At 54.0% G+C, this 22,240-nt stretch carries 19 protein-coding genes; 14 read left to right on the forward strand and 5 right to left on the reverse strand.

The annotated features are described in order from the left end of the window. From VSS37_RS20560 to tfpZ, 3 genes are all read left to right on the forward strand, one after another. Nucleotides 1-503: pilin (locus VSS37_RS20560; protein ID WP_324698258.1), on the forward strand; the 503-nt coding region annotated here is incomplete at its 5' end. A 68-nt stretch (nucleotides 504-571) separates the two neighbouring features. Continuing rightward, on the forward strand, nucleotides 572-1,027 hold the full coding sequence (locus tag VSS37_RS20565) for a pilin (protein ID WP_324698260.1): 456 nt from the start codon (nucleotides 572-574) through the stop codon (nucleotides 1,025-1,027). Nucleotides 1,028-1,068: 41 nt separating this feature from the next. Then, a complete protein-coding gene (gene tfpZ, locus VSS37_RS20570; RefSeq protein ID WP_324698262.1) occupies nucleotides 1,069-1,839 on the forward strand; it encodes a TfpX/TfpZ family type IV pilin accessory protein in 771 nt (256 codons plus the stop codon). Nucleotides 1,840-1,855: 16 nt separating this feature from the next. Here the strand turns inward: tfpZ and VSS37_RS20575 are convergent, their stop codons facing one another. Beyond that, a complete protein-coding gene (locus tag VSS37_RS20575; protein WP_324698263.1) occupies nucleotides 1,856-3,103 on the reverse strand; it encodes an RNA-binding domain-containing protein in 1,248 nt (415 codons plus the stop codon). A gap of 165 nt (nucleotides 3,104-3,268) precedes the next feature. Between VSS37_RS20575 and tviB the strand changes: the two genes are divergently transcribed. From tviB to VSS37_RS20595, 4 genes are all read left to right on the forward strand, one after another. After that, nucleotides 3,269-4,546: a Vi polysaccharide biosynthesis UDP-N-acetylglucosamine C-6 dehydrogenase TviB gene (gene tviB, locus VSS37_RS20580; protein WP_324698264.1), complete on the forward strand. Its 1,278-nt coding sequence runs from the start codon at nucleotides 3,269-3,271 to the stop codon at nucleotides 4,544-4,546. Nucleotides 4,547-4,661: 115 nt separating this feature from the next. Further along, nucleotides 4,662-6,386 carry a type IV-A pilus assembly ATPase PilB gene (pilB, locus tag VSS37_RS20585; protein ID WP_324698265.1) on the forward strand — a complete coding sequence of 575 codons (1,725 nt, stop codon included), beginning with the start codon at nucleotides 4,662-4,664 and terminating at the stop codon, nucleotides 6,384-6,386. A 92-nt stretch (nucleotides 6,387-6,478) separates the two neighbouring features. Further along, nucleotides 6,479-7,726: a type II secretion system F family protein gene (locus tag VSS37_RS20590; RefSeq protein ID WP_324698267.1), complete on the forward strand. Its 1,248-nt coding sequence runs from the start codon at nucleotides 6,479-6,481 to the stop codon at nucleotides 7,724-7,726. A gap of 12 nt (nucleotides 7,727-7,738) precedes the next feature. After that, nucleotides 7,739-8,614: a prepilin peptidase gene (locus VSS37_RS20595; protein ID WP_324698268.1), complete on the forward strand. Its 876-nt coding sequence runs from the start codon at nucleotides 7,739-7,741 to the stop codon at nucleotides 8,612-8,614. 2 nt (nucleotides 8,615-8,616) lie between these two features. Here VSS37_RS20595 and VSS37_RS20600 read toward each other — a convergent pair whose 3' ends face one another. After that, nucleotides 8,617-9,027: a hypothetical protein gene (locus VSS37_RS20600; protein ID WP_324698270.1), complete on the reverse strand. Its 411-nt coding sequence runs from the start codon at nucleotides 9,025-9,027 to the stop codon at nucleotides 8,617-8,619. Nucleotides 9,028-9,102: 75 nt separating this feature from the next. Here VSS37_RS20600 and ubiE point away from each other — a divergent pair, with 75 nt between their 5' ends. Further along, nucleotides 9,103-9,855, forward strand: coding sequence for a bifunctional demethylmenaquinone methyltransferase/2-methoxy-6-polyprenyl-1,4-benzoquinol methylase UbiE (gene ubiE, locus VSS37_RS20605; RefSeq protein WP_324698272.1), 753 nt, complete (start codon nucleotides 9,103-9,105; stop codon nucleotides 9,853-9,855). Nucleotides 9,856-9,876: 21 nt separating this feature from the next. Here the strand turns inward: ubiE and opgC are convergent, their stop codons facing one another. Beyond that, nucleotides 9,877-11,064, reverse strand: coding sequence for an OpgC domain-containing protein (gene opgC / locus VSS37_RS20610; protein ID WP_324698274.1), 1,188 nt, complete (start codon nucleotides 11,062-11,064; stop codon nucleotides 9,877-9,879). A 187-nt stretch (nucleotides 11,065-11,251) separates the two neighbouring features. Here opgC and VSS37_RS20615 point away from each other — a divergent pair, with 187 nt between their 5' ends. The 5 genes from VSS37_RS20615 to VSS37_RS20635 all read left to right on the forward strand — a co-directional run bounded on the left by VSS37_RS20615 (nucleotide 11,252) and on the right by VSS37_RS20635 (nucleotide 18,062). Continuing rightward, nucleotides 11,252-12,784 (forward strand): OpgD/OpgG family glucan biosynthesis protein, encoded by a 1,533-nt coding sequence (locus VSS37_RS20615; protein ID WP_324698275.1) that lies wholly within the window; start codon nucleotides 11,252-11,254, stop codon nucleotides 12,782-12,784. A gap of 71 nt (nucleotides 12,785-12,855) precedes the next feature. Then, nucleotides 12,856-13,308 carry a hypothetical protein gene (locus VSS37_RS20620; RefSeq protein WP_324698276.1) on the forward strand — a complete coding sequence of 151 codons (453 nt, stop codon included), beginning with the start codon at nucleotides 12,856-12,858 and terminating at the stop codon, nucleotides 13,306-13,308. Then, the gene (gene mdoH / locus VSS37_RS20625) at nucleotides 13,309-15,336 is read left to right on the forward strand and encodes a glucans biosynthesis glucosyltransferase MdoH (RefSeq protein WP_324698277.1); all 2,028 of its coding nucleotides are present in this window, start codon (nucleotides 13,309-13,311) and stop codon (nucleotides 15,334-15,336) included. It abuts the gene before it with no gap. Between the two features lie 36 nt (nucleotides 15,337-15,372). After that, nucleotides 15,373-16,608, forward strand: coding sequence for an ATP-binding protein (locus VSS37_RS20630; protein WP_324698278.1), 1,236 nt, complete (start codon nucleotides 15,373-15,375; stop codon nucleotides 16,606-16,608). A gap of 170 nt (nucleotides 16,609-16,778) precedes the next feature. Beyond that, a complete protein-coding gene (locus tag VSS37_RS20635; protein ID WP_324698280.1) occupies nucleotides 16,779-18,062 on the forward strand; it encodes an AAA family ATPase in 1,284 nt (427 codons plus the stop codon). A gap of 64 nt (nucleotides 18,063-18,126) precedes the next feature. On the opposite strand, the gene VSS37_RS20640 is transcribed toward VSS37_RS20635, so the two are convergent. Then, complete coding sequence (locus VSS37_RS20640) at nucleotides 18,127-20,349, reverse strand: nitric oxide reductase activation protein NorD (protein WP_324698283.1); 2,223 nt, start codon at nucleotides 20,347-20,349, stop codon at nucleotides 18,127-18,129. A gap of 9 nt (nucleotides 20,350-20,358) precedes the next feature. Continuing rightward, nucleotides 20,359-21,201, reverse strand: coding sequence for a CbbQ/NirQ/NorQ/GpvN family protein (locus VSS37_RS20645; protein WP_324698284.1), 843 nt, complete (start codon nucleotides 21,199-21,201; stop codon nucleotides 20,359-20,361). A gap of 382 nt (nucleotides 21,202-21,583) precedes the next feature. Here VSS37_RS20645 and VSS37_RS20650 point away from each other — a divergent pair, with 382 nt between their 5' ends. Further along, a complete protein-coding gene (locus tag VSS37_RS20650) occupies nucleotides 21,584-22,201 on the forward strand; it encodes a contractile injection system cap protein (protein WP_324698285.1) in 618 nt (205 codons plus the stop codon). The last annotated feature ends 39 nt before the right edge of the window (nucleotides 22,202-22,240 follow it).

Genomic DNA, 22,240 nt, shown 5'->3' on the forward strand with positions numbered 1-22,240 from the left:
TCGCCATCATCGGCATTCTGGCCGCGATTGCACTGCCTGCTTACCAGGATTACACTATCCGCGCCAAAGTTACTGAAGGTCTCGGCTTGGCTGAACCTGCCAAACTGGCTGTTGCAACTGAAGGTGCAGCTTCTTCACTGGATTTGGCTCGTGTAGCCAACACTTGGAATTTAGAAAATGACACAACAGGTGCAGGGCTCGGTCACAGCAGTAAGTTTGTTGATAGTATTTTCATGGCAACTGCCACTGGTGTGGTCACCATCACCTACAACACAAACAATGTAGGTCTTGGCGCTAATGCAAACACTATTGTTTTATCTCCTTACATTCGCTCAACCTCTGCTGCCGCCACCGACCTCGCTACGGCTCAAGGCGCTGGCACTACGGGTTCAATTGATTGGGCTTGCGCTTCTGACACCAAAGCATCAGCGTCAGCAACCGGCATGGCTAGTGCAACAGCAGGTACTATTCTTGCCAAATATGTCCCAGCAGCTTGCCGTTAATCTTCAGGTTTAGCCTTAAAAACAGAAAGGGCGCTCCGGTGCCCTTTCGTGTTACCAAGGAGACAATAATGCAACCCGCCAACAATCAATCCGGCTTCACCCTCATAGAGCTGATGATTGTGGTCGCCATTATCGGAGTACTTGCCGCCATAGCTCTCCCCGCCTACCACTCTTATACCATTCGCGCCAAATTGCTGGAAACTATCCAATTTTCAGGGGTCGCCAAAACCTATCTTTGGGAAGAATACTTCACACTTGGCCAAATGCCTGACACATCAAGCCATGCAGCCGATATGGTCAAAAATATGATGGCAACTTCAAAATACATCAGCAATACCAGTTATACAAAAATTGATAAGAACCATGCAGTATTAGAGGTGAGCTTTCAAAACCTAGGATTAGATACAGACAATAGCACCTTACTTTTTCGGTATGAAACTGATGGGGAACAAATTACACTTGACTGCCGTGATGGAACATTACCTAATACCTACCGACCGGCATCCTGCCGCAATAATAACTAACAAACTTGATCTCGTAACCATGATAAAAATGGAGAATAAACATGATTAGGCAGAAACTAAAAGCATCACTCATCCACCTAGTCATTAGCGCGTCTGTTATTGGTTGCTTTCTAATATTTGCGTTGACCGTATGGTATCCACAGCCGTTTTTTGACATTTCAGGGCTTCAGCATATTATCCTGCTACTCATTTCCGTGGATGTAATACTTGGCCCCCTATTAACATTAGTCGTATTCAAACCAAAAAAATCGACTCTCAAACTTGACTTATCGGTTATTGCAATTATTCAGATCATCGCTTTAGGTTATGGCATGTACACCATTTATGCAGCACATCCACTTTATGTAGCTTATGCCATTGATAGGTTTACCCCCATCAATACCAATGAGGTGTCACCTGCAAAGGCTAAATATGCAGAATTACAAAAATCAAAATTTTCCGGCCCAACCCTGGTTTATGTAAAAAAACCATCTGACCCGGCAGAAATGTCACGGGTGACACTAGAGGTTTTATCTGGCAAGCCTGACCTTGACGCCCGCCCGGAGTACTACGAACCATTCAATAAATTTGTACAGACAGTGATCACTCAAGGGCTTGACCCAAAACAATTATTCATTTCACCCCAAGAAAAGGAAAAATTAGCAGATTTTCTGCATGAACATGGTAAAACTATGGATGGTTATGCCTTTTTTGCCTTGAGCGGCAAAGAAAAAGACGTTGTTTGGGCATTCAATCGGACAACGGCCCAACCGGCTGGTGTATTGGACGTTAACCCATGGAAAACAACTGCTAAGGTTGCATCTGTAAACTAAATGAAAAATAAGCAACCTAACCCACACTAACTACGGAACGCCACAACGTCGTCTTCAAATAATCCTCCGTTGCCTCAAACCCTGGCTCCGTCCCATTGAATTCCCGCATCTGAGGAATAACTTTGGTACGAATGCCCATTCCCCTCGCATCTACATATCCATAGTCCCGCAATACCTCAACAATAATCGGATTACGCGGCGAACGCTGCCCCGCCTTCATCTTCTCAATCGTCATGGAATTCTGTAAGGCACCTGGGCTGACGATTTCTAACCGATTAGCGTAGACCCCAACCTCAATATCCACAAAACGCGTCCAATCACGGTGAGCGCAAGCATTGATGATAATTTCCCGCAAGGCATTCAGGGGATACATCCAGCCACGATCACGCCTCAAACTGTTTTCATCAATCACGCCACCCTCATGGAAAATGAAAGGCCGCAATACGGAGACAAATTTATCAATCAGTCCTTCCTCAATAACCGTCCTGCTCCCACTCTTATCGCTATCAATACGTCCGACCAGTGGCATATCCAGCACCTCATCTAGCCGCGCCCGATAAGTTTTGTGCAGCCCTTCAAACACCATCACCCGAATGCCAGCCTGCCGTAAATAACGGCGAGGCTTAATGCCAAACAAGACCAACCCGGCAATAGTGCACAACACCTCTCCGGTTGGAGACTTGATTAGAAAGCCCAACCCTAACAAACGCTCTTCCCAATCCGTCCCTGATTGCGGAACCTCCGGGTCGGCAATCACCACCTCCAAATAGTTTTGTAACCTCGCTTTGTCTAGTGTAGCCATGGACGTGCCAGGCACAGGCATCACTTCCGTATGCAACATGCCACCTAGCGCATACAGCCGCGCCTGTTGTTCTCGAGTCGCCAATTGTGAGGTGCTGCCGATCCGCAAGTAAATGTCCTCACGTCCTGCATGACGCACCACATATGGTTTGGAAATGCCTTGCGTGAAACTGACTACGGCAACCCGTTTGCCATCAGGCAAGCAGATTTCTTCATAAAACGGCAACATCATGGGATGAACTTTGTCCCTAAACACGTTCATTACCCACTCTTCCAGATCCTTACGCTGAATCCCAGAAACTGTGCCATCATCCTCGACTCCGAGCAAAATACGTCCACCCTGAAAATTCGCCAACGCCACGATTTCCCGCGCGAGCTGTTCTGGCCGAATGTCATCCCGCTTAAACTCAACCCCGGAATTTTCGCCATTTGCCAAAACTTCCAGCAACTCATTTTGACGCATTGCCTGCCTGCTCCGTTCCTACCAATACGGCAAGTCTAACCCAAACAACAATCCCCTGCCCGCTTACGCTGAGTGAACAGCTATAGCCGCCATTCATCATCCAATTTTGCATATAGCCGCCATCACTGCTTAAATCAGGAAAAACAATAACAAGCTTGGCACATTATGCAATCACTAGAAAACACAACTATCGCCATTATCGGCCTCGGTTACGTCGGCCTTCCACTGGCCGTCGAATTTGGCAAACATTACACGACCATCGGCTTTGACGTTAACAGTAGCCGCATCCGTGAACTACAGGATGGCAAAGACCATACATTGGAGGTCAATCCGGATGAACTACAGGCTGCAATAAAACTGCGCCATACCGACCAGTTAAGCGACCTGCGGGACGCTAACGTTTTCATCGTCACGGTTCCCACGCCCATCGATGAACACAAACGACCGGATCTCACGCCACTGCTCAAAGCCAGTGAAAGCGTCGGCAGAATCATCAAGTCCGGTGATATTGTTGTCTATGAATCCACTGTCTACCCCGGAGCCACGGAAGAAGACTGCATCCCCGTCATCGAACGGGTTTCCGGGCTGCGCTACAACGTGGATTTTTTTGCGGGCTACTCGCCTGAACGCATCAATCCCGGTGACAAAGAGCACAGGGTCACCACCATCAAAAAAGTCACGTCCGGCTCCACCCCTGAAGTTGCCGCATTCGTGGACTCCCTTTACCGCAGCATTATTACGGCAGGCACCCACCTTGCCCCCAGCATCAAGGTTGCTGAAGCAGCCAAAGTCATCGAAAACACCCAACGCGACCTCAATATCGCCCTGATCAATGAGCTGGCCATCATTTTCAACCGCATGGGAATTGATACTGAATCTGTCCTGCAAGCTGCTGGCACCAAATGGAACTTCCTGCCATTCCGGCCCGGCCTAGTTGGTGGACATTGCATCGGTGTCGACCCCTACTACCTGACCCATAAGGCCAAATCACTCGGGTATCACCCGGAAGTCATCCTGGCCGGGCGCCGCATCAATGATGGCATGGGAGCCTATGTCGCCGCCCAACTCATCAAAGCGATGGTCAAAAAGCGCATTCAGGTGGAAGGGGCCAAAGTTCTAATCATGGGGTTGACTTTCAAGGAAAACTGCCCTGACCTGCGCAACACGCGAGTCATTGATATTCTGAAAGAACTGCGGGAATACAATATTGAGGCTGACGTTTATGACCCATGGGTCGACCCTCTTGAAGCCGAACATGAGTATCATATTTCCCCCCTCCCCAGGCTGGCTCCTGGACAGTACGATGGCATTATCCTGGCCGTTGCGCATCGCCAATTTCAGGAAATGGGATCCGACACTATCCACCGCTTAGGCCGCCCACTGCATGTGTTATACGACCTGAAATATATCCTTTCCTCCAGTAATGCTGACCTGAGGCTTTGATACAACCGTTTAGCTTAAAAGGAAATGATAAATGAAAAAATTCATTTTATAGACATTTTCGGCAGGGTATGATGCCGATTACCAGTCTGAACAACGACATAACAATACTGACTACATGATTCCGTTGACATCATCCATCCCATTACCAGGACTCGCCAGACAGCTTGTCGTGCAGGAAGTGCTCGACAAGGATCTGGCCGCCCAGGCCGTGCAGAAAGCACGCGCAGAGAAAATCTCGCTGGTGGAATGGCTTATCCGCTCCCGCCTGGTATCCGCCAAAGACGTCGCCTATGCTGCCAGCCTAGAATACGGGCTCAGTATGGTTGACCTCTATGAAGTCAGCATCCCCCCTTTAGTGGCCAACCTGCTCAATATGGAGCAGATGAAAAAGCTGAACTTGATCCCCTTGTATCAGCGTGGCAAGAACCTGATGGTTGGGCTTGCTGACCCCACTTATCTGACCAACCTGGATGACGTCAAATTTGCGACCGGCCTGATTCCTGAACCCGTATTTATTGAATTTGACAAATTGCTCACCCATCTGCAGATAGATGCAGGATTCATTGGCCAAGCTGCTGCGCCAGTTAGCGTCGGCAAAACCACATCGGCGGCCACGCCGTCTTCCAGCCCCAAAGAAATTGCCCTTGACACCCGCGACCTCAAAGCAAAAGAGGACGAAGACCCAGCCGTTGTTGAATTCGTCGACAAACTATTGGCGCATGCAATCACCGCCAAGGCGTCGGACATCCATATTGAAGTCTTCGAAAAAAATATGCGTATCCGCTACAGGATCGACGGCATCCTACAGGTGGTGGCCAGCCCCCCGAACGATTCAGCGCAGCAACTGATTTCACGCATCAAGGTTTTGGCGCGGATGAACATTTCTGAACGGCGGGTTCCCCAAGATGGGCGCATCCGTTTCAACTATAGCGAACAGAAAAAGATTGACTTCCGCGTCAACACCCTGCCGACGCTTTACGGCGAAAAAGTCGTCATGCGTATACTCGACTCGTCCAATGCAACGCTGGGGGTGGAAAAGCTAGGCTTTGACCCCAAACAGAAAGAAGATTTTATGACGGCGCTGGCAAAACCAGATGGCATGATACTGGTGACAGGGCCTACCGGCAGTGGCAAAACCGTCACGCTTTACACGGGGCTGGGGATACTCAATGTGCCGGAAAAAAATATTTCCACCGCCGAAGACCCAGCTGAAATCAATATGCCAGGCGTCAACCAGGTCAATGTCAACGCCAAGGTCGGCCTGAGCTTTGCCGAAGCCTTGCGCTCATTCCTGCGCCAAGACCCGGACGTCATCATGGTCGGGGAAATCCGTGACCTGGAAACGGCAGAAATTTCCATCAAAGCCGCCCAGACCGGCCACTTGGTGCTTTCCACCCTCCACACCAACAGCGCCCCCGAAACCTTGACCCGCTTGATGAACATGGGGGTGCCCCCTTTCAATATTGCTTCCTCCATCCATTTGATCGTTGCCCAGCGGCTGGCGCGCCGTTTATGTGAAAAATGCAAACAACCCGCCAATGTCCCTCATGAAATACTGCTGAAAATGGGATTTGCCAAAGAAGAACTGCCCTCCCTGAACCTCTATGAACCCGTTGGCTGTTCGGAATGTTCCCGTGGCTACAAAGGACGGGTAGGGATTTATCAGGTCATGCCCATTTCCGCGGAGATGGGGCGCATGATCATGAATGGGGCCAATTCACTGGAAATTGCCGACCAAGCCCACAAGGAAGGCGTTCTCGATTTGCGCCGTTCCGCATTGAACAAGGTGCGGCAAGGCATCACTTCGCTGGCGGAACTTGAGCGCGTCACCACCGATTAATACGGATAACCGATTATCCGTGAAAAAACAGCCACTCCTATTATTATGCTAGACTCAACGTTGATAATAAAAATAACGCAAGAGTTTCGGATATGCAGAGCAAAACCCTGGACAAACCAGCCCCAAACCGAGCCTCATCAGGCGCACAGCAACACATGTACGTGTGGGAGGGCATTAACCGTAACGGTGTAAAAATCCGTGGCGAAACCCAAGCCGTGAACCCAAACTGGTTACGCGCCGAGTTGCGCCGCAAAGGCATCAATCCTGGACGCATTTACCGCAAGCCCAAACCGTTATTTAAGCCGGGCATCAAAACAGCGGATATTGCCCATTTTGCCCGCCAATTAACCACCATGATGCGCTCCGGCGTCCCCATGGTCCAATCCCTGGAATTAATTGCCACCAGCAACGACAATGCAGCCGTGCGCGATTTAGTCAAGAAACTGAGTATGGATATTGAGGGTGGTGCCAGCTTGGGTGCCGCATTGGCCAAGCATCCAAAGTATTTTGACAAGCTTTTCGTCAACTTGGTCAAGGCAGGCGAGCAGGCTGGCACATTGGAAACCATGCTGGAGAAAGTGGCCACCTACAAAGAAAAAAGTGAATCACTCAAAAGCAAAATCAAGAAAGCCTTGATGTATCCTGTCCTGGTAATCGTAGCTGCCGTCGTAGTTTCCGCTATCCTGCTCATCTGGGTTATTCCGCAATTTAAAGAAGTGTTCAGCAGTTTTGGCGCTGATCTGCCAGCTTTCACATTGTTTGTCATTTCAATTTCCGACTGGCTGCAAGCAAATTGGTGGATACCGGTAGTCGTTTTTGTGGTGATTGGTTACAGCTTTTCCGTGGCTAAACGCAGATCCAAAACCTTCGACCGTTTTATCGACAGAATCTCATTGAAGATACCCATTATCGGCAATATTTTGAACCTATCTGCGGTTGCACGCTTCTCACGCACCCTGTCGACCATGTTCGCAGCTGGCGTACCCTTGGTCGAGTCCATGGACTCCGTAGCAGGTGCCACCGGTAATTCCCTGTACGAAGACGCCACCCGCCGTATGCAGGATGATACTGCACGCGGTGTGCAGCTCTATACCGCCATGCAGACTACGCAAATATTCCCCAACATGGTGGTGCAAATGACCCGCATTGGCGAGGAGTCCGGACGTTTGGAAGAAATGCTGGCTAAAGTGGCTGATTACTATGAAGAGCAAGTAGATGATCTGGTGGATAGCCTTGCCAAACAGATCGAACCCTTGATCATGGCGGTATTGGGCGGTATCGTCGGCAGCCTGGTCATCGCCATGTACCTGCCGATATTCAAACTGGGATCAGTCGTTTAGGGATAATCATCAATGGAACTTATTTATTTACTCAGCACCAACAATGCTTGGCTGATTGGTGTCGTCGGACTATTTTCATTATTGATCGGCAGTTTCCTGAACGTAGTGATCTACCGCCTACCTATCATCTTGGAACGCCAGTGGAAACGTGACTGCAATGAATGGCTGGAACAACACTCCACGGAAACGGATATCGGACATTTCAATCTTGTTGTTCCCCGCTCACAATGCCCGACCTGCGGTCACAAAATCACCGCACTGGAAAACATTCCGGTATTGAGTTACCTGTTTCTAAAGGGCAAATGTTCCGGGTGCGGCACTCCCATTTCCATCCAATACCCACTGGTTGAAACAGCGACAGCACTGCTTTCCATGCTGGTCGCCTGGCAATTTGGCTACAGTACGCAGTTACTGGCGATGCTGGGTTTCACCTGGAGCCTGGTCGCCTTGTTTATGATTGATGCCAAGACCATGCTCTTGCCCGATCTCCTGACATATCCACTACTGTGGGCCGGACTGCTGTTAAACACGGCTGGCATGTTTGCCGCCCTGCCTGACGCGGTAATAGGGGCTGCTGCCGGTTATTTATCCTTATGGACGGTCTTTCACCTTTTTCGCCTATTGACAGGTAAGGAAGGCATGGGATTTGGAGATTTCAAACTGTTAGCCGCACTGGGGGCATGGGGCGGCTGGCAAATATTGCCCTTCGTCATTTTTGCCTCCTCAGCGTTTGGTGCAGTTTTCGGCATCTTATGGATGCTAGTAAAGCGCAGTAAGGAAAGCCTGCCAATGCCTTTTGGCCCGTGGTTAGCGATGGCTGGCTTTACTGCGTTAGTTTGGCGTGAAGGAATCCTTGCCTGGATGGCAAAATTCTTTATGCCCCTCTAATCTTAACGGATGTAACGGCACATAGGCTGTGCCTGACCAACGATGCGGTAAACTCGCGGTGGTTGCTGCGCAGGGTGGCGCTGTGGCGCGTAGTAAGCATACATCTGCACTGGCCGTGCCAATGGCTGCCTTTGCGAGATGTGCGGTGTCACCCGTGCCGACCGCTGCCACCCTGTCGCTTGTGGCGGACGGCGCTGGTGAGGAGGGTTCACGGTATGCTGCTTTGCTGGATTGTAGCGAATATGGCATTGCCCACATGATGCAGTGCCTACATAGGAACGTTTGACGCGCACGATTGGCCTGCTTTCGTTAGCCTGCATGGTACGCATATCTTCAACGCTTCCCGTCCATCCTGCCTGAACGGAGGGAACCGCCAGCGCCGTCAATCCCAGACCTACAATCAACTTTTTCATAACCCGACTCCATGTAGAAACAGCGTCAGCCTGTTACAATGACCCGAAATGTGAACAACAGGGAAACACGTCATCATGACAGAACAGGACAAAACAACTCATTTCGGTTTTCAACAAATACCCATCAACGAGAAAGCTAGCCGGGTGGCGGGGGTATTTCATTCAGTAGCCGACAAATACGATGTTATGAACGACGTAATGTCATTTGGCGTTCACCGCCTGTGGAAACGCCATACCATTGATGCGGCAGGGGCAAAGCGCGGTAGCCGGGTGCTTGATCTTGCGGGCGGCACCGGCGACCTTGCTGCCAGATTTGCGCAAATCGTTGGTGAAGAGGGGGAGGTTGTCCTATCAGACATCAACGCCTCCATGCTGGAAAATGGGCGTGAGCGGCTGACAGATAGGGGGATCGGCGGCAATGTCCGTTATGTGCAAGCGAATGCCGAATGTCTACCCTTTGCCAACAACCACTTCGACATCATCACCATAGCCTTCGGTTTGCGCAACGTCACCGACAAAGACGCCGCCTTGCGCTCCATGCACCGGGTGCTGAAACCGGGTGGGCGCTTGCTGGTGCTGGAGTTTTCCAAGCCGGTGGCTCCAGGTTTGGGGCCGATTTACGACCAGTATTCCTTCAAATTTTTGCCCTTAATGGGCAAGCTGATCGCCAACGACGCTGACAGTTACCGCTACTTGGCGGAATCCATCCGCATGCACCCTGACCAAGCAACCCTCAAAGGCATGATGGAATCCGCCGGTTTCGAACGTGTCGCCTACACCAATATGACTGGCGGCATTGTGGCGCTGCACAAGGGGTTTAAATTCTAGCCCCTTGTGCCTGACGTGAAATTATCCTGATACAGCAGCAATTAAGCCGCCTGTTGGGGCTGGAGTAAAATCCGGCTGTTTTTGTAAGCTGGCCGCTTCTTTCTTACGCTGTTGCCACCGTTCATACCACCAAGCTGGTAGGCTCAGGCTAGCGATAAAACAGGCCAAAAACACCCATTTCTGATTGTCGGTCAACGCCCATGCCCCCCAACGGAACGGGATATAACAGTACAAAACCACCAGATGGTAGGAAAACACTTGCAGGGAGTTGCGCCCCAGAAACGCCAACCAACGCCCAGGCAACGCCAGCCAGCTGAATATCCCATAGCGCTGGTGGAATGTGATCAGACCAGCGACCACACATACCATCGCCAGGAAATTCAACAGCCGTAACCAAGACATATTGTCACGCGCAATATGGCGATACTCCTGCAACCAAGCAGCGATTGGCGATATATTGCCCGGAATATGGCCATGACGTTGCAGGAACAGGAACACCACCACAGCCACACTGGCAGTAAACAGCCAGCCATTGATGCGGGGCAATTCGCCCTTGCTGCTGAAACGCAGATACCCCAATGCCATGCCCAGCACAAACACCAGTTGCCACGCCATGAAATCAAATGCGCCAACGCGCACCATTACGGCATGGGGCAACAACGCCAGCACAGCGCGTCCGCCGCCATATTGCGCCGCCAGCCAGAACCCAATGCTGCCCAACAACACCATCGCCACGCCGACGCTGCGGTACTGCAACATCAGACGCAAACCAAATGGAGCCGCCAGCATCAGGATCACATACAAGGGCAACACATCCAGCATCGGAGCCTGGTAGACCAAAGCCATCGCAGACAACAACCCCCGCACCGGCTCCGCCTGCATCTCAGTGGCGAAGCTTTTCCAGTAGGCACCGGACATCTCAGTCGCCACCGTAAAGATGAACACCGCCAGCACCACGATCAGATGGTATAGGTAAATGACGCCCGCACGATGCCAGATGCGCTTTTCCAGCAACTGTCCGTTTGCTGTATGGTAGCGGCTGTAAACTAGGGCAACCAGCATCCCGGATAGAAACACAAACCCTTCTGCCGCACTGACATACCCGGCAAACTCATACAAGTGCTGGAAAACTGGCTCTCCGAAATGGTCGGACGCCATGATGACCAGCATGACGCCCCTCAGTATGTCCAGCGAAATATCACGCTTCATGTAATTCTGCTTCCTTGTTGTTAGGCTTTCACTTTATGGTAGCGAACTATACGACCAACCAACCGCCGTGCCAACAATATACCGCTGGACGCAACACGGATTCTGCTCTAGAATTTCCGCCCCAAGTCCTTTGGTCAATATTGGCAACCTACTGAACAAACAGCATTTTTGCGGTATCCTCCCCACCATGAAATCCAACCTGCCTTGTCGGCTATTTTTCCTCGTGCTGCTGTTGGCGACAAACTTTTCCGCTCATGCAGATGAAGGCTGTTTCAATCATGTCAAACAGATCGCGGAACAACTTTCCCATCAGCCTTTCAGCAAAACACCCATGATGCAGGTGGATACCGGGCGGATCACTTATGACCATTACCAACATATCAAGTTCCGCCAGCTCAAGACCTTCTGGCGGGATGAGGATCTGCCGTTCCAGTTGGAATTCATGCATCCGGGCATGCATTACATCTACCCGATTGAGCTGTTTGAGTGGGACAACGGCGCGGCAACACCCATCAAGTTTTCCAGCAAATATTTCGACTACTCGGAAGTCAAGGATCTCCACATAGAAAAGGATGAGGCCAACATGGGCTTCACCGGCTTTCGCATCCTGTCGAAAATGGGCAAGACCGATTCAGGCGACATGCACAGTGAAACCCTGGTGTTTCAAGGCGCCAGTTATTTCCGCGCGCTTGCCGAAGACCAGCACTATGGCCTCTCCGCGCGCGGCCTCGCCATCAACACGTCCGTGGAAGGCCAGGAAGAATTCCCAGACTACACCCAATTCTGGCTGGAAAAACCGGCGCAAAACGCCACAACACTTCACTTTTGCGCCCTGCTGGACTCCCCTTCCACCACCGGGGCCACCCGCTTTGCCCTGACACCGGGCAAAAGCACTGAACTTGAAGTGGAAACCCAGCTTTATCCGCGCAAAGCCATCACCGAGATTGGCGTCGCCCCCTTGACCAGCATGTTCTTCCACGGGGAAAACTCCCCCCACCAATACGGCGATTACCGCCCGGAAGTGCATGACTCCGATGGCCTGTTGCTCCAGCAAGGGAAACAGTGGACTTGGCAGCCGCTATCCGAAGCCCCTTTCTTCAATGTTGGATCACACCCCATGACATCCCCCAGCGGCTTCGGCCTGATGCAACGGGACCGTAATTTCGACCATTATCAAGACCTGGAAGCGTGGTATCATCTACGCCCGAGTGTATGGGTCAAGCCGCTGGAAGACTGGGGCGAGGGAACTGTCCAGTTGTTGCGGCTGCCAACGCAATCCGACATATATGACAATGTGGTCGCTTACTGGAAAAGCGCCGCAGGCCAAGCGTTCACGCACCTGCACTACCGCCTGTCATGGCGCTCGGATGACCCGCCTTCCCACGCCACCGGAAAGGTTGTCGCCACCCGTGCCACCAATCAGGCGGTGGACGGTTTGCCCGGCCATAAGGGGCGCATCCGTTTCATTGTGGACTTCAATAAGGTTCCCAAACTGGCGGAGCTTCCCAAAGCAGAGGTAAAATTCAACGGCAAAGGGCAAACCAAGCCCGCCGTCGTGCAGGAAAACCCCTATATTAAAGGCTGGCGGGTCATAGCGGCCGTTTTCCCGGAAACGTGTGAAGGCCCCATGGAGCTCACTATCCGTCTGACAGACGGCCGAAACCCTGTGAGCGAAACATGGTCTTATCCAATTCCGGAAGCGCTATGCAATGCGCCTTGAGCGCAGCAGAGCAAGAACAACAAAATCAGGATGCAACCTGACAGTTAACAACCCTGAATGGATTGACACAGATGACTGAACAACTAGCACAAACCCTGCCCAACGTAGTGCAAATGGGTTCCTCCTCCTCCATGGACGCTTGGACGCAGGCAAAAAAACGTGCAAATGACTACCTGAAGCTGCACAAGTTGCCAGATGCTGAACGTGAGCAACTCCTATCACGCATAACACTCAAGCTTGCTCACGCCAACGTTTTCAACGAACCGAAGCTCATCCAATTGTTCATCAGCACCGCCCAGGAAGAGCTTGCGCTGTTGCAGGCCAATGCGCAGGACTCCCCCTGCCATTGCAAACAAACCGAAACGGCACCAGCGCCCTTGCCTGAACCACCGAACAACAAAACAGAACTCCGCGCCCAGACTGGCCCACGTTTTGAGCGTAGCAGCATCCGGGTTGCCCCCTTGCAGGCCATTTCCCTGCTACCGCAACGCTCACGCCAACGTCCTGCGCGTCATTCACACTAAATGCACAGACATAGCGGGAGAAGACCCTGGCAAATAACCGCCTTCCAGCGGCGTGTGGCGTTTTTCTCCGTCATAACGCTGCTAACTGGACTGGCAACCTTCTGGCTGGGCGCAAATCTACCGCCTGAACTGCCGTTTCTTTGGCAAGCGCTGGTCGTCACGCCATTTGCGGTCTTGTTTTTCTGGCTGGCGCTGGGCTTCATGACTGCTTCGGCAGGTTTGTGGGTGCTGAACCGGGGAGGCCTCAACCGGATCGCCTCATCACCGTCAACACCCCTCCCCCCCTTGCAGTCGCTGGAAACCACCGCAGTCCTGCTGCCCATCTACAACGAGGACATCGCCTACGTCTACGCCGGTTTACAGGCGATCTACCAGTCGCTGGAAAAAACCGGCCATTTGCAGCACTTCGAATTCTACATCCTGTCGGACTCGGACGACGCCAGCAATTGGCTGCGCGAAGAAGCTGCCTGGACGGCTCTGTGCAGGGAAGTCGGCTCATCGGAACGCATCCACTATCGCCGCCGCAAACACCGCACCAAGAAAAAAAGCGGCAATGTCATGGATTTCTGCCGCCGTTGGGGCAGACGCCACCCCTATATGGTGGTGCTGGACGCCGATAGCCTGATGACCGGTGACACCTTGGTGCGGCTGGTCGACGCCATGGACTGCAACGAGCGCGTCGGCCTGATCCAGACGCCGCTGTACACGGTAGGGCTGGACACCTTGTATGCGCGCGGCCAGCAATTCGTCAACCGCCTGTACGGGCCGGTATTTTTCGCCGGATTGCATTGGTGGTGGCTGGGGGAAAGCCAGTACTGGGGGCATAACGTCATTATCCGCACCCAAGCGTTCATGGCGCATTGCCACCTGCCCAAGCTGGAAGAAAGCGGCGCGCTGGGTGGCGAAATCCTCAGCCATGATTTTGTCGAAGCCGCCCTACTCAGCCGCGCGGGTTGGGAAACTTGGCTTGCCTACGACCTGGAAGGCAGCTACGAACGCCCGCCGCCAACCCTGACCGACGCGCTCAAGCGCGACCGCCGCTGGTGCCAGGGCAACCTGCAACATTGGCATATCATCTGGTCGCACGGCATTTCCAACCTGCACCGTTTCCTGCTGCTGGGCGGCATCATGTCCTATGTCAGCTCCCCCATCTGGCTGGGCTGGTTGCTGATCCTGACCGCCATTGCGGTGTTTTACCCGCACCTGACGCTGATTCCGCTCACGACCGGCAACACCGCCCTGCTGGCGCTGACCATTATCCTGCTGTTCTTCTACAAGACTTTCGGCCTGGTGCAGGCGGCCCGCAAGCATTCCATCCGGAAATTCGGCGGCGTGTTCGCCCTGACCGCCAGCGTGCTGACCGAAACCCTGTTGTCGATGGTGACCGCGCCGGTGCGGATGATGTATTACAGCAAATTCGTCGTCCAAGTATTGCGGGGCAAGAAAGCGGTGTGGGGCACACAGCAACGCACCGGCGGCGGCCTCGCCTGGGATGACGCCGCGCGCGAATATGGTTGGGTCAGCCTGGCCGGGCTGGGGTGGGGCGGCTTGCTGTTGCTGGTCAACCCGATGACATTCCTGTGGATGTCGCCGGTTCTTGCCGGACTGATACTGGCCGTGCCGCTGGCCATCCTGACCAGCATCCAGACCGGCGCGCAGAATCCGCTGTTCCGCACCCCTGAAGAAGTCGAGCCGGATTTCGTCCTGCAGGCGTTTGAGGAAAACCATGCGCGGATGCTGGCGAACCCCTGCATGTCGACCCGCGACCTGTTCACCCGCGTCATCGTCGACCCACTGGCGTTCCGCCAGCACATGACTTACATCCCACAGCGTTCCAATGTCCCCGAAGGCACACGCCACCAACGGGAAGAGTTGGTCAAACGGCTGCTGGAACGTGGGCCGGGAGCCATTTCCAACAGCGAGCGGCTGGTCATCCTGGAAGACGCCGACATGCTGTGCCAATTGCATACCCGAGTCTGGCAGTTGCCGGAAGCGCAGTTCCACGAACACTGGATGTCGAAACTGTAGGTTTACACCAGACAAATCCTAAGGTAAAGTTTGGATATGTCTGGTCTTAAACGAAATCTGGAATCCAAAATCAATTTGCTGTTAAGCCTGTTCCCGGTGGTGTTGCTGATTGGCGCACGGCAGACAGGCAAAACCACCCTCAGCCAGCAGTTGCGCCCGGAATGGCGTTACTTCGACCTGGAAAACTCAGCAGACCATGACTTCATCAGCCGCGATTACGATTTCTTTTTCCACGAACACCCACGCCACCTCATCATTGACGAAGCCCAGGAAGACCCTGACCTTTTCCGCCACCTGCGCGGCGTCATTGACGCCAAACGGGGGGAAAAAGGGCGGTTTATCCTGACAGGCTCCAGTTCCCCCGAATTGTTGCAACGCGCCAGCGATTCACTGGCTGGAAGAATTGCCATTGTGGAAATCGGCACGTTGAAGATGAATGAAATTCTCCAACAACCATTGCCGCCTGTCTATCAAATCTTCGAAAACCCATTGACAGCCGACACACTGGAATCACTGAAATCCCTAGAAAACCCGATCCAGGACGCCATACCGCTATTCCTCCGCGGCGGCTACCCTGAACCCGTACTGGCGCAAGGCCAGTATGCATTCGGGGTATGGATGGAAAACTACTACCAGACCTACATCAACCGCGACATCCGGCGGCTGTTCCCACGTCTGGACAGCATCCGTTACCAACGGTTTATCCGCATGCTGGCGTCCCTCTCCGGCTCCATCATCAACAAGGCGCAGCTTGGGCGCTCAGTGGATGTGTCAGAGGTCACGATCCGCGATTACATCGAAATTGCTGACAAAACATACATCTGGCGCACTATTCCCGCATTTGAAACCAGCAAGAGCAAGTCGGCGCTGAAAATGCCTAAGGGCATCCTGCGTGACAGCGGCCTAACGCATTACCTCGCGGGCATCGAAACCCGCGAAGCGCTGCTGCGCTCCCCGCAGGTTGGCCAGAATTTTGAGGCCTTCATCACCGAAGAAATCATCAAGGGAATACAGGCGACCCGCGCCACCCGCTGGGATTACTACTACTTCCGCACCAAGAATGGCGCAGAGGTTGATCTGGTACTGGATGGCAGCTTTGGAACCTTGCCAATTGAGGTCAAATTCGGGCGGCAAACGACGGCGAAACAGCTAACCGCGTTGAGGCAGTTTGTGGAACTGCATGACTTGCCAATTGGGATCATTGTAAACAATAGCAGCGCCATTAAGATGCTGGCGGATAAGATCATTCAGATTCCAGCAGGATGCCTATAGTTCAAACCGCCCATTCTCCGTATTGTCATAGCCGTCGCTTTTGGCGCTCACGCCCAACTGTCCGTGGGGTGGATCACGCTGTCAATGGTTACGGACTCCGGTCGATTTTAAGGCAGATTTTTACCAACAACCCGCTTCTTGATGTGTCCACTTTTGGTGGGGTAGATCAATTGCGCGACCGCGCCGAACTGGACGAAAAGATCGGGGAGTTGTTGCGTATCAACCAACAGCAATTGGGCGTCACCTGCACCGAAACCAGCCTGACAGCCTGTTTCGCGGAACTGATACGCACTGCCAGCAACCGTTATGGCAAGCCCGTGGTGGTGCTGGTCGATGAATACGACAAACCGATCCTCGACAACATCACCAAGCCTGCGGTTGCCGCCGAAATGCGCGACGGCTTGCGTAACCTGTATTCGGTAATCAAGGATAGCGACGCCCATGTCCGCTTTGCCTTGCTCACCGGCGTCAGCAAGTTTTCCAAGGTTTCGCTGTTCAGCGGCCTCAACAACTTGGAAGACATCACCCTCGATGCCCGCTACAGCGCCCTGTGCGGCTACACCCAGCAGGAACTTGGGCAGTATTTCGCACAACACCTGCAAGGCGCGGACATAGCGCTGGTGCAGCGCTGGTACAACGGCTACAACTGGCTGGGGGAAAGCGTTTACAACCCGTTTGACATCCTGCTGTTCATCAGCAAGGGTCAGGAATTCCTGCCCTACTGGTTTGAAACCGGCACGCCGTCATTTCTGGTGGATGTCCTCCGCAAGCGCCCGTTCCACCTGCCCGATCTGGAAGCAGTGCGGATGGAATACAAAATGCTGGGCAATTTCGATGTGGACAGCATCCATCTGGAAACCCTGTTGTTCCAGACCGGCTACCTGACAGTCAAACAGAAGCAGGTGGCCTTTCCGGGCAGCACGCCGGAATACATCCTGTCGTACCCCAACCATGAGGTGCGTTACAGCCTGATGGGTTACTTGCTGGACAATTACCTTACTGACAGCCGCCATGAGCGCGGCTCCGTGTACCAGGCATTCCTGACCAATGATTTTGCCGCACTGGAGCAGCGCTTCCGCGCCCTGTTTGATGGCATCGCCCACCAGAACCACACCAACAACCCGATAGCTGCCTACGAAGGCTATTATGCCGCTGTGATGTATGCTTACCTGTGTTCACTGAGCCTGGACACGCGGGCAGAGGAAAGCAGCAGCAAAGGGCGGGTAGATATGGCTTTGCGCTTCACCCTACCGGATGGGCAGCAACAGGTGTACATATTCGAGTTCAAGATGGTGGAAGGGGCGGAAGGCGATGGTAGCGCCCTCGCACAAATCAAGGCCAAGAATTATGCCGCGCCTTACCGCGACGGGCAGCACAGGGTGTTCCTGATTGGCATGGAGTTCAACCAGCAGGCACGCAACATTGTCAGGTTTGAATGGGAAGAGGACAATTGAGGACACCAGCCCCTTTCCCATATCATGCCCCCTAACTGCAACGCTGGCAGAGCACCTAAAAAATCTACGTCGTCAGCCGCCGGTAAATGTCCGCCACCTTCAACGGCAATTTTTTCACATCGTCGATTTCCACCCAGTTGGCGTGGCCGTACATATGCGGCAGGTAATCCTTGCCGCGCCTGTCGATGGTGATGCAAAACGGATGAATCCCGGTGCGGCGCGCTTCAAACAGCGCCTGCCGGGTGTCCTCAATGCCGTATTGGGTATTGTAAATATCGAAGTAATCTTCCGGCTTGCCGTCGGAAAGCGTGATCAGCAAACGGGTTTTGGCCTCCACTTCGTTCAGTTTCTGGCTCAGATGGCGGATCGCCACGCCCATGCGGGTGTAATCCTTGGGGACAATCCCGGCGATGCGCGCCTTCGTGGCGGCGTCGTAGCGCTCGTCAAAACGCTTGATATGGTAGATTTCGCACCGCTTGCGCCCAATGCCGGAAAAACCGTAAATCGCGTAACGGTCACCCAGCGTTTCCAGCACTTCGCACAGCATCACCAGCGCCTCGCGCTCGGCTTCGTTGATCCAGCCCTTGGTGCTGCCGCTCATGTCGACCATCAACATCACCGCCAGATTGCGGTCGGCGCGGTGCATCTGCTGAAACAGCTTGTCGCTCATCTCGCTGCCGTCGCGGCTGTCGGCCAGCGCCTCCACCAGCGCGTCAATGTCCACATCGTCGCCCTGCGCCTGCCGCTTGAGCAGCCGGTTTTCATCGCGCATCGCTTCAAACGTGCGGCGCAGGTGCTTGACCAGACCCTGGTATTTTTCCTGCACCCCCTCGACATAGGCCGGGTCGCCCGCCGTCATCTCGATTTCGCGCAACACGCACCAGTTCTTGCGGTAGTGCTGGCGGGCATGATCCCACTCGCTATATAGGAAGGCGCCTTCCTCATGATAGACGCCCTTCCAGACATCCTCGACATCCTTTTCCTCCTTCTGATAGAGGGCAGGGTCGTATTCGCCATCGCCTGCCGGAACCAGAAATTCCGGCGGAATTTCGCCCCAGTCCAGCATGATGGAGGTCATCAGTTGCTTCACGTCTTCCGGCGGTGCAATGGGTTTGTCCTCCAGCACCAGCTCCATGCCTTCGCCCTGTTGCGCCTCGCGCGCCTCGAATTCAGGCGGCAACTTCTCTTGTTCCTCCCCTGATAAGGGGAGGTTGGGAGGGGTTTCCTCCTTACCCTTGCCCAGTTCCTTCGCCAGTTCCGCCAGCTTCACCCGGAACAGGATTTTTTCCTGCCCCATCCGCGCCAGCATGCAGGCGGTGACCGCTTCGGGATTGAGGCGGGGCTGGTAGACGCGCGGTGGGAATGCCATGCCCAGCACTTCCGGCAGCAACGCCAGCACGTCGTTGATGGTGGCGTCAGGGGATTGAAGGCGCGCCACAACCCTCCCCCCCATCCCCAACCCTTCCCCCACAAGGGAGGAAGGGAGTACAGAATCCTTGTCTGGAATACCCTCTTGTCCCTTCCCCCCTTGCGGGGGAAGGTCAGGATGGGGGGTATTCAGCCTTTCCAGCCGCTGCATATCCCGCCACAAACCCGGCAGCTCCCGTTCCAGGCAAGCTTCCAGCCGCAGCGTATCCAGCGCATGGAACGCCGCCAGTGCCTGTTCCCGATCCGGGTATTGCGCAAACGCCGTAGCAAAATCCACCCGGAAACTGCCGAAACGGGTCTGCGCCCACATGAAGGCGACCTGCGCCTTGCACAACAGGAAATTGTCCTTGGCTTTTTCCATCTGCGCGGAGATATTCGGCAGGAACAGGGTTTCGCTATCGGTATAAACCTGTTCACCCTGCGCCAGCGTGAGGCGGCGGCCCGCCAGACCACAGACAAAGGTCGACAGCACCGGCTCGACCTCCGCAAACGTCACCCCTTCCGCATGGGCATGGGCGTTCAGGAGGAAGCTGTCCACCTGCTGGATGACTTCCAGCGCTGGGCGCAAACCGGAGCGGTCGAAAGTGTCCGCCGCATGCAACGCCCAGGCTTCGATCACGCGCCGCTCCAGCCGGTCGAGCGCATCGACCACGCGGATGGTGAATTCGTGGCTGATATACAGGTTGGTGCTGAGTAGGCGCACCGCCCAGCCGAGGATGAAATCCTGCGTGTCCCGATCCAGCGGTGCCAGCGCCACCACCAGCCCTTCCACCTTGAGGAAGGTGAACTCGACTTCGAACAATTCTTCCAGCCGTTCCCACAGGAAAGCGGCGGTGTAAGGCTCACGGGATGCTTTCAAACCTGCCCCCTAAAACAATGCGCCAATCAGTTCATTGATGGCGGCGATCATGTCGCTGTCATCGGTCAGCGCCAGCGCAACCGCGCCCTGGCAGGCGACGCGCGGCTCCACGCCCCGGGCGATCAGCTTGCCTGCATGCGCCAACAAGCGGGTGGAGGCGCCCTCTTCCAACCCATTGCCCTTGAGGTTGCGGGTCATGTCCGCCAGTTTCAGCAGTTTGCTGGCCAAGGCTTCGTCCAGGCCGGTTTCATGCATGATGATCCGCCGTTCCAGATCGGCTTTGGGGTAGTCGAATTCAATGGCGACGAAACGCTGGCGGGTGGATTGCTTCAGCTCCTTCAGCACGCTTTGGTAGCCGGGGTTGTAGGAAATGGCCAGGCAGAAACTGTCCGGCGCTTCCAGCAACTGCCCCAGCTTTTCAATCGGCATAATGCGGCGGTCGTCCGCCAGCGGGTGGATCACCACCATTGTATCCTTGCGCGCCTCGACGATTTCATCCAGGTAACAGATGCCGCCGGAACGCACCGCACGGGTCAGCGGGCCGTCCACCCACACCGTTTCGCCGCCTTTCACCAGATAACGCCCGACCAGATCAGAGGTGGTCAGGTCGTCGTGGCAAGAAACCGTCACCATTGGCCGTTGCAGTTTCCACGCCATGTATTCCATGAAACGGGTCTTGCCGCAGCCGGTCGGGCCTTTCAGCAACACCGGCAAGCGGCTGGCGTAAGCGGCTTCGAACAGGGTGATTTCATCGCCGACCGCGACGTAATAGGGTTCTTTTTCAATCAGATAGGAAGAAGGGTCATGGATGAGGGCATTATGGCTATTCCTGCGACTGGCGACATTTTCCACTAGCTGCTCCTGTGGCGTGAAACATTGACGCCTGCATCATAGCAAGGACAAGGCTGTCAAGGGTATTAGCCTGCGGTTAGCGCCGAAACAATCACGTTTATCGACTGCATGAAACATGGCTAAAAAATCAATCAATTAATTCAATGTAAAATACCGCCAATCTTGGCTACTGTTTATAGTCAAAGCTTGAGGAAAATAGTCGGAATTTAGCGAGGCGACTCATCCTTGACCATCACTGCGGGCTGCTTCCCTGAATCTCCTGTTTCGTAACAGGTCAGGCCGGTGACAACCGGCTGCGCCGTATTCCTTCCGGCTGATATGCCCTTACAGACAAAATCCAGGCAGGGCGGTAGCGTGCCTCCCGGTTCCCTTATCACTCCCCATGATCCTGCATGCCTTGACCATCATCATGAATGAGCTGAACGCTCATTTGCAGAACCATTACAACGCCACCGCGCAGGCCAAACTCGGCAACCTTGCCGAAGGCTTCTCCAGCGGAGGCGGCGGTGCGCCCAGGGATGCGCTGCTGTTTTCCATGGTCAATATCCGCGAAGAAAAAGCCCTGAAGAACACACCCCACTATGTGCGCAACGATGCGACACTGACCGCCGCCTACCAGAACCCGCCCGTATTCCTGAATTTCCAGATTCTCCTCAGCGCCACCCACACCAATTACAGCAACGCGCTGCTGATGCTGTCGCGGGCCATCCAGTTTTTCCAGCACAAGACCACCTTCACCCCGGACACCGTGGCCCCGGACTCCCTCACCGCAAACGCCCCGCCCAACCCGCTGGACCAACTGGAAACCTTCAAGCTGATCCTGGATTTGTATTCGCCCAGCATGGAGGAAGTGAACCACCTCTGGGGCACCCTGGGCGGCAAGCAATACCCATTTGTCCTCTATACCCTGCGCGCGCTGGATCTCCAGTTCAAAGCGGTTCAGCACGAAGACAAGCTCATTGCGGAAACCGTCAACCGAATCCTGCACAAATCGCCCTGAACAATAGGGCTTGCGCGCGCTTCCAACCCTTCCTAACCA

The organism is Candidatus Thiothrix phosphatis, from assembly GCF_035668035.1.
Taxonomy (GTDB): domain Bacteria; phylum Pseudomonadota; class Gammaproteobacteria; order Thiotrichales; family Thiotrichaceae; genus Thiothrix; species Thiothrix phosphatis.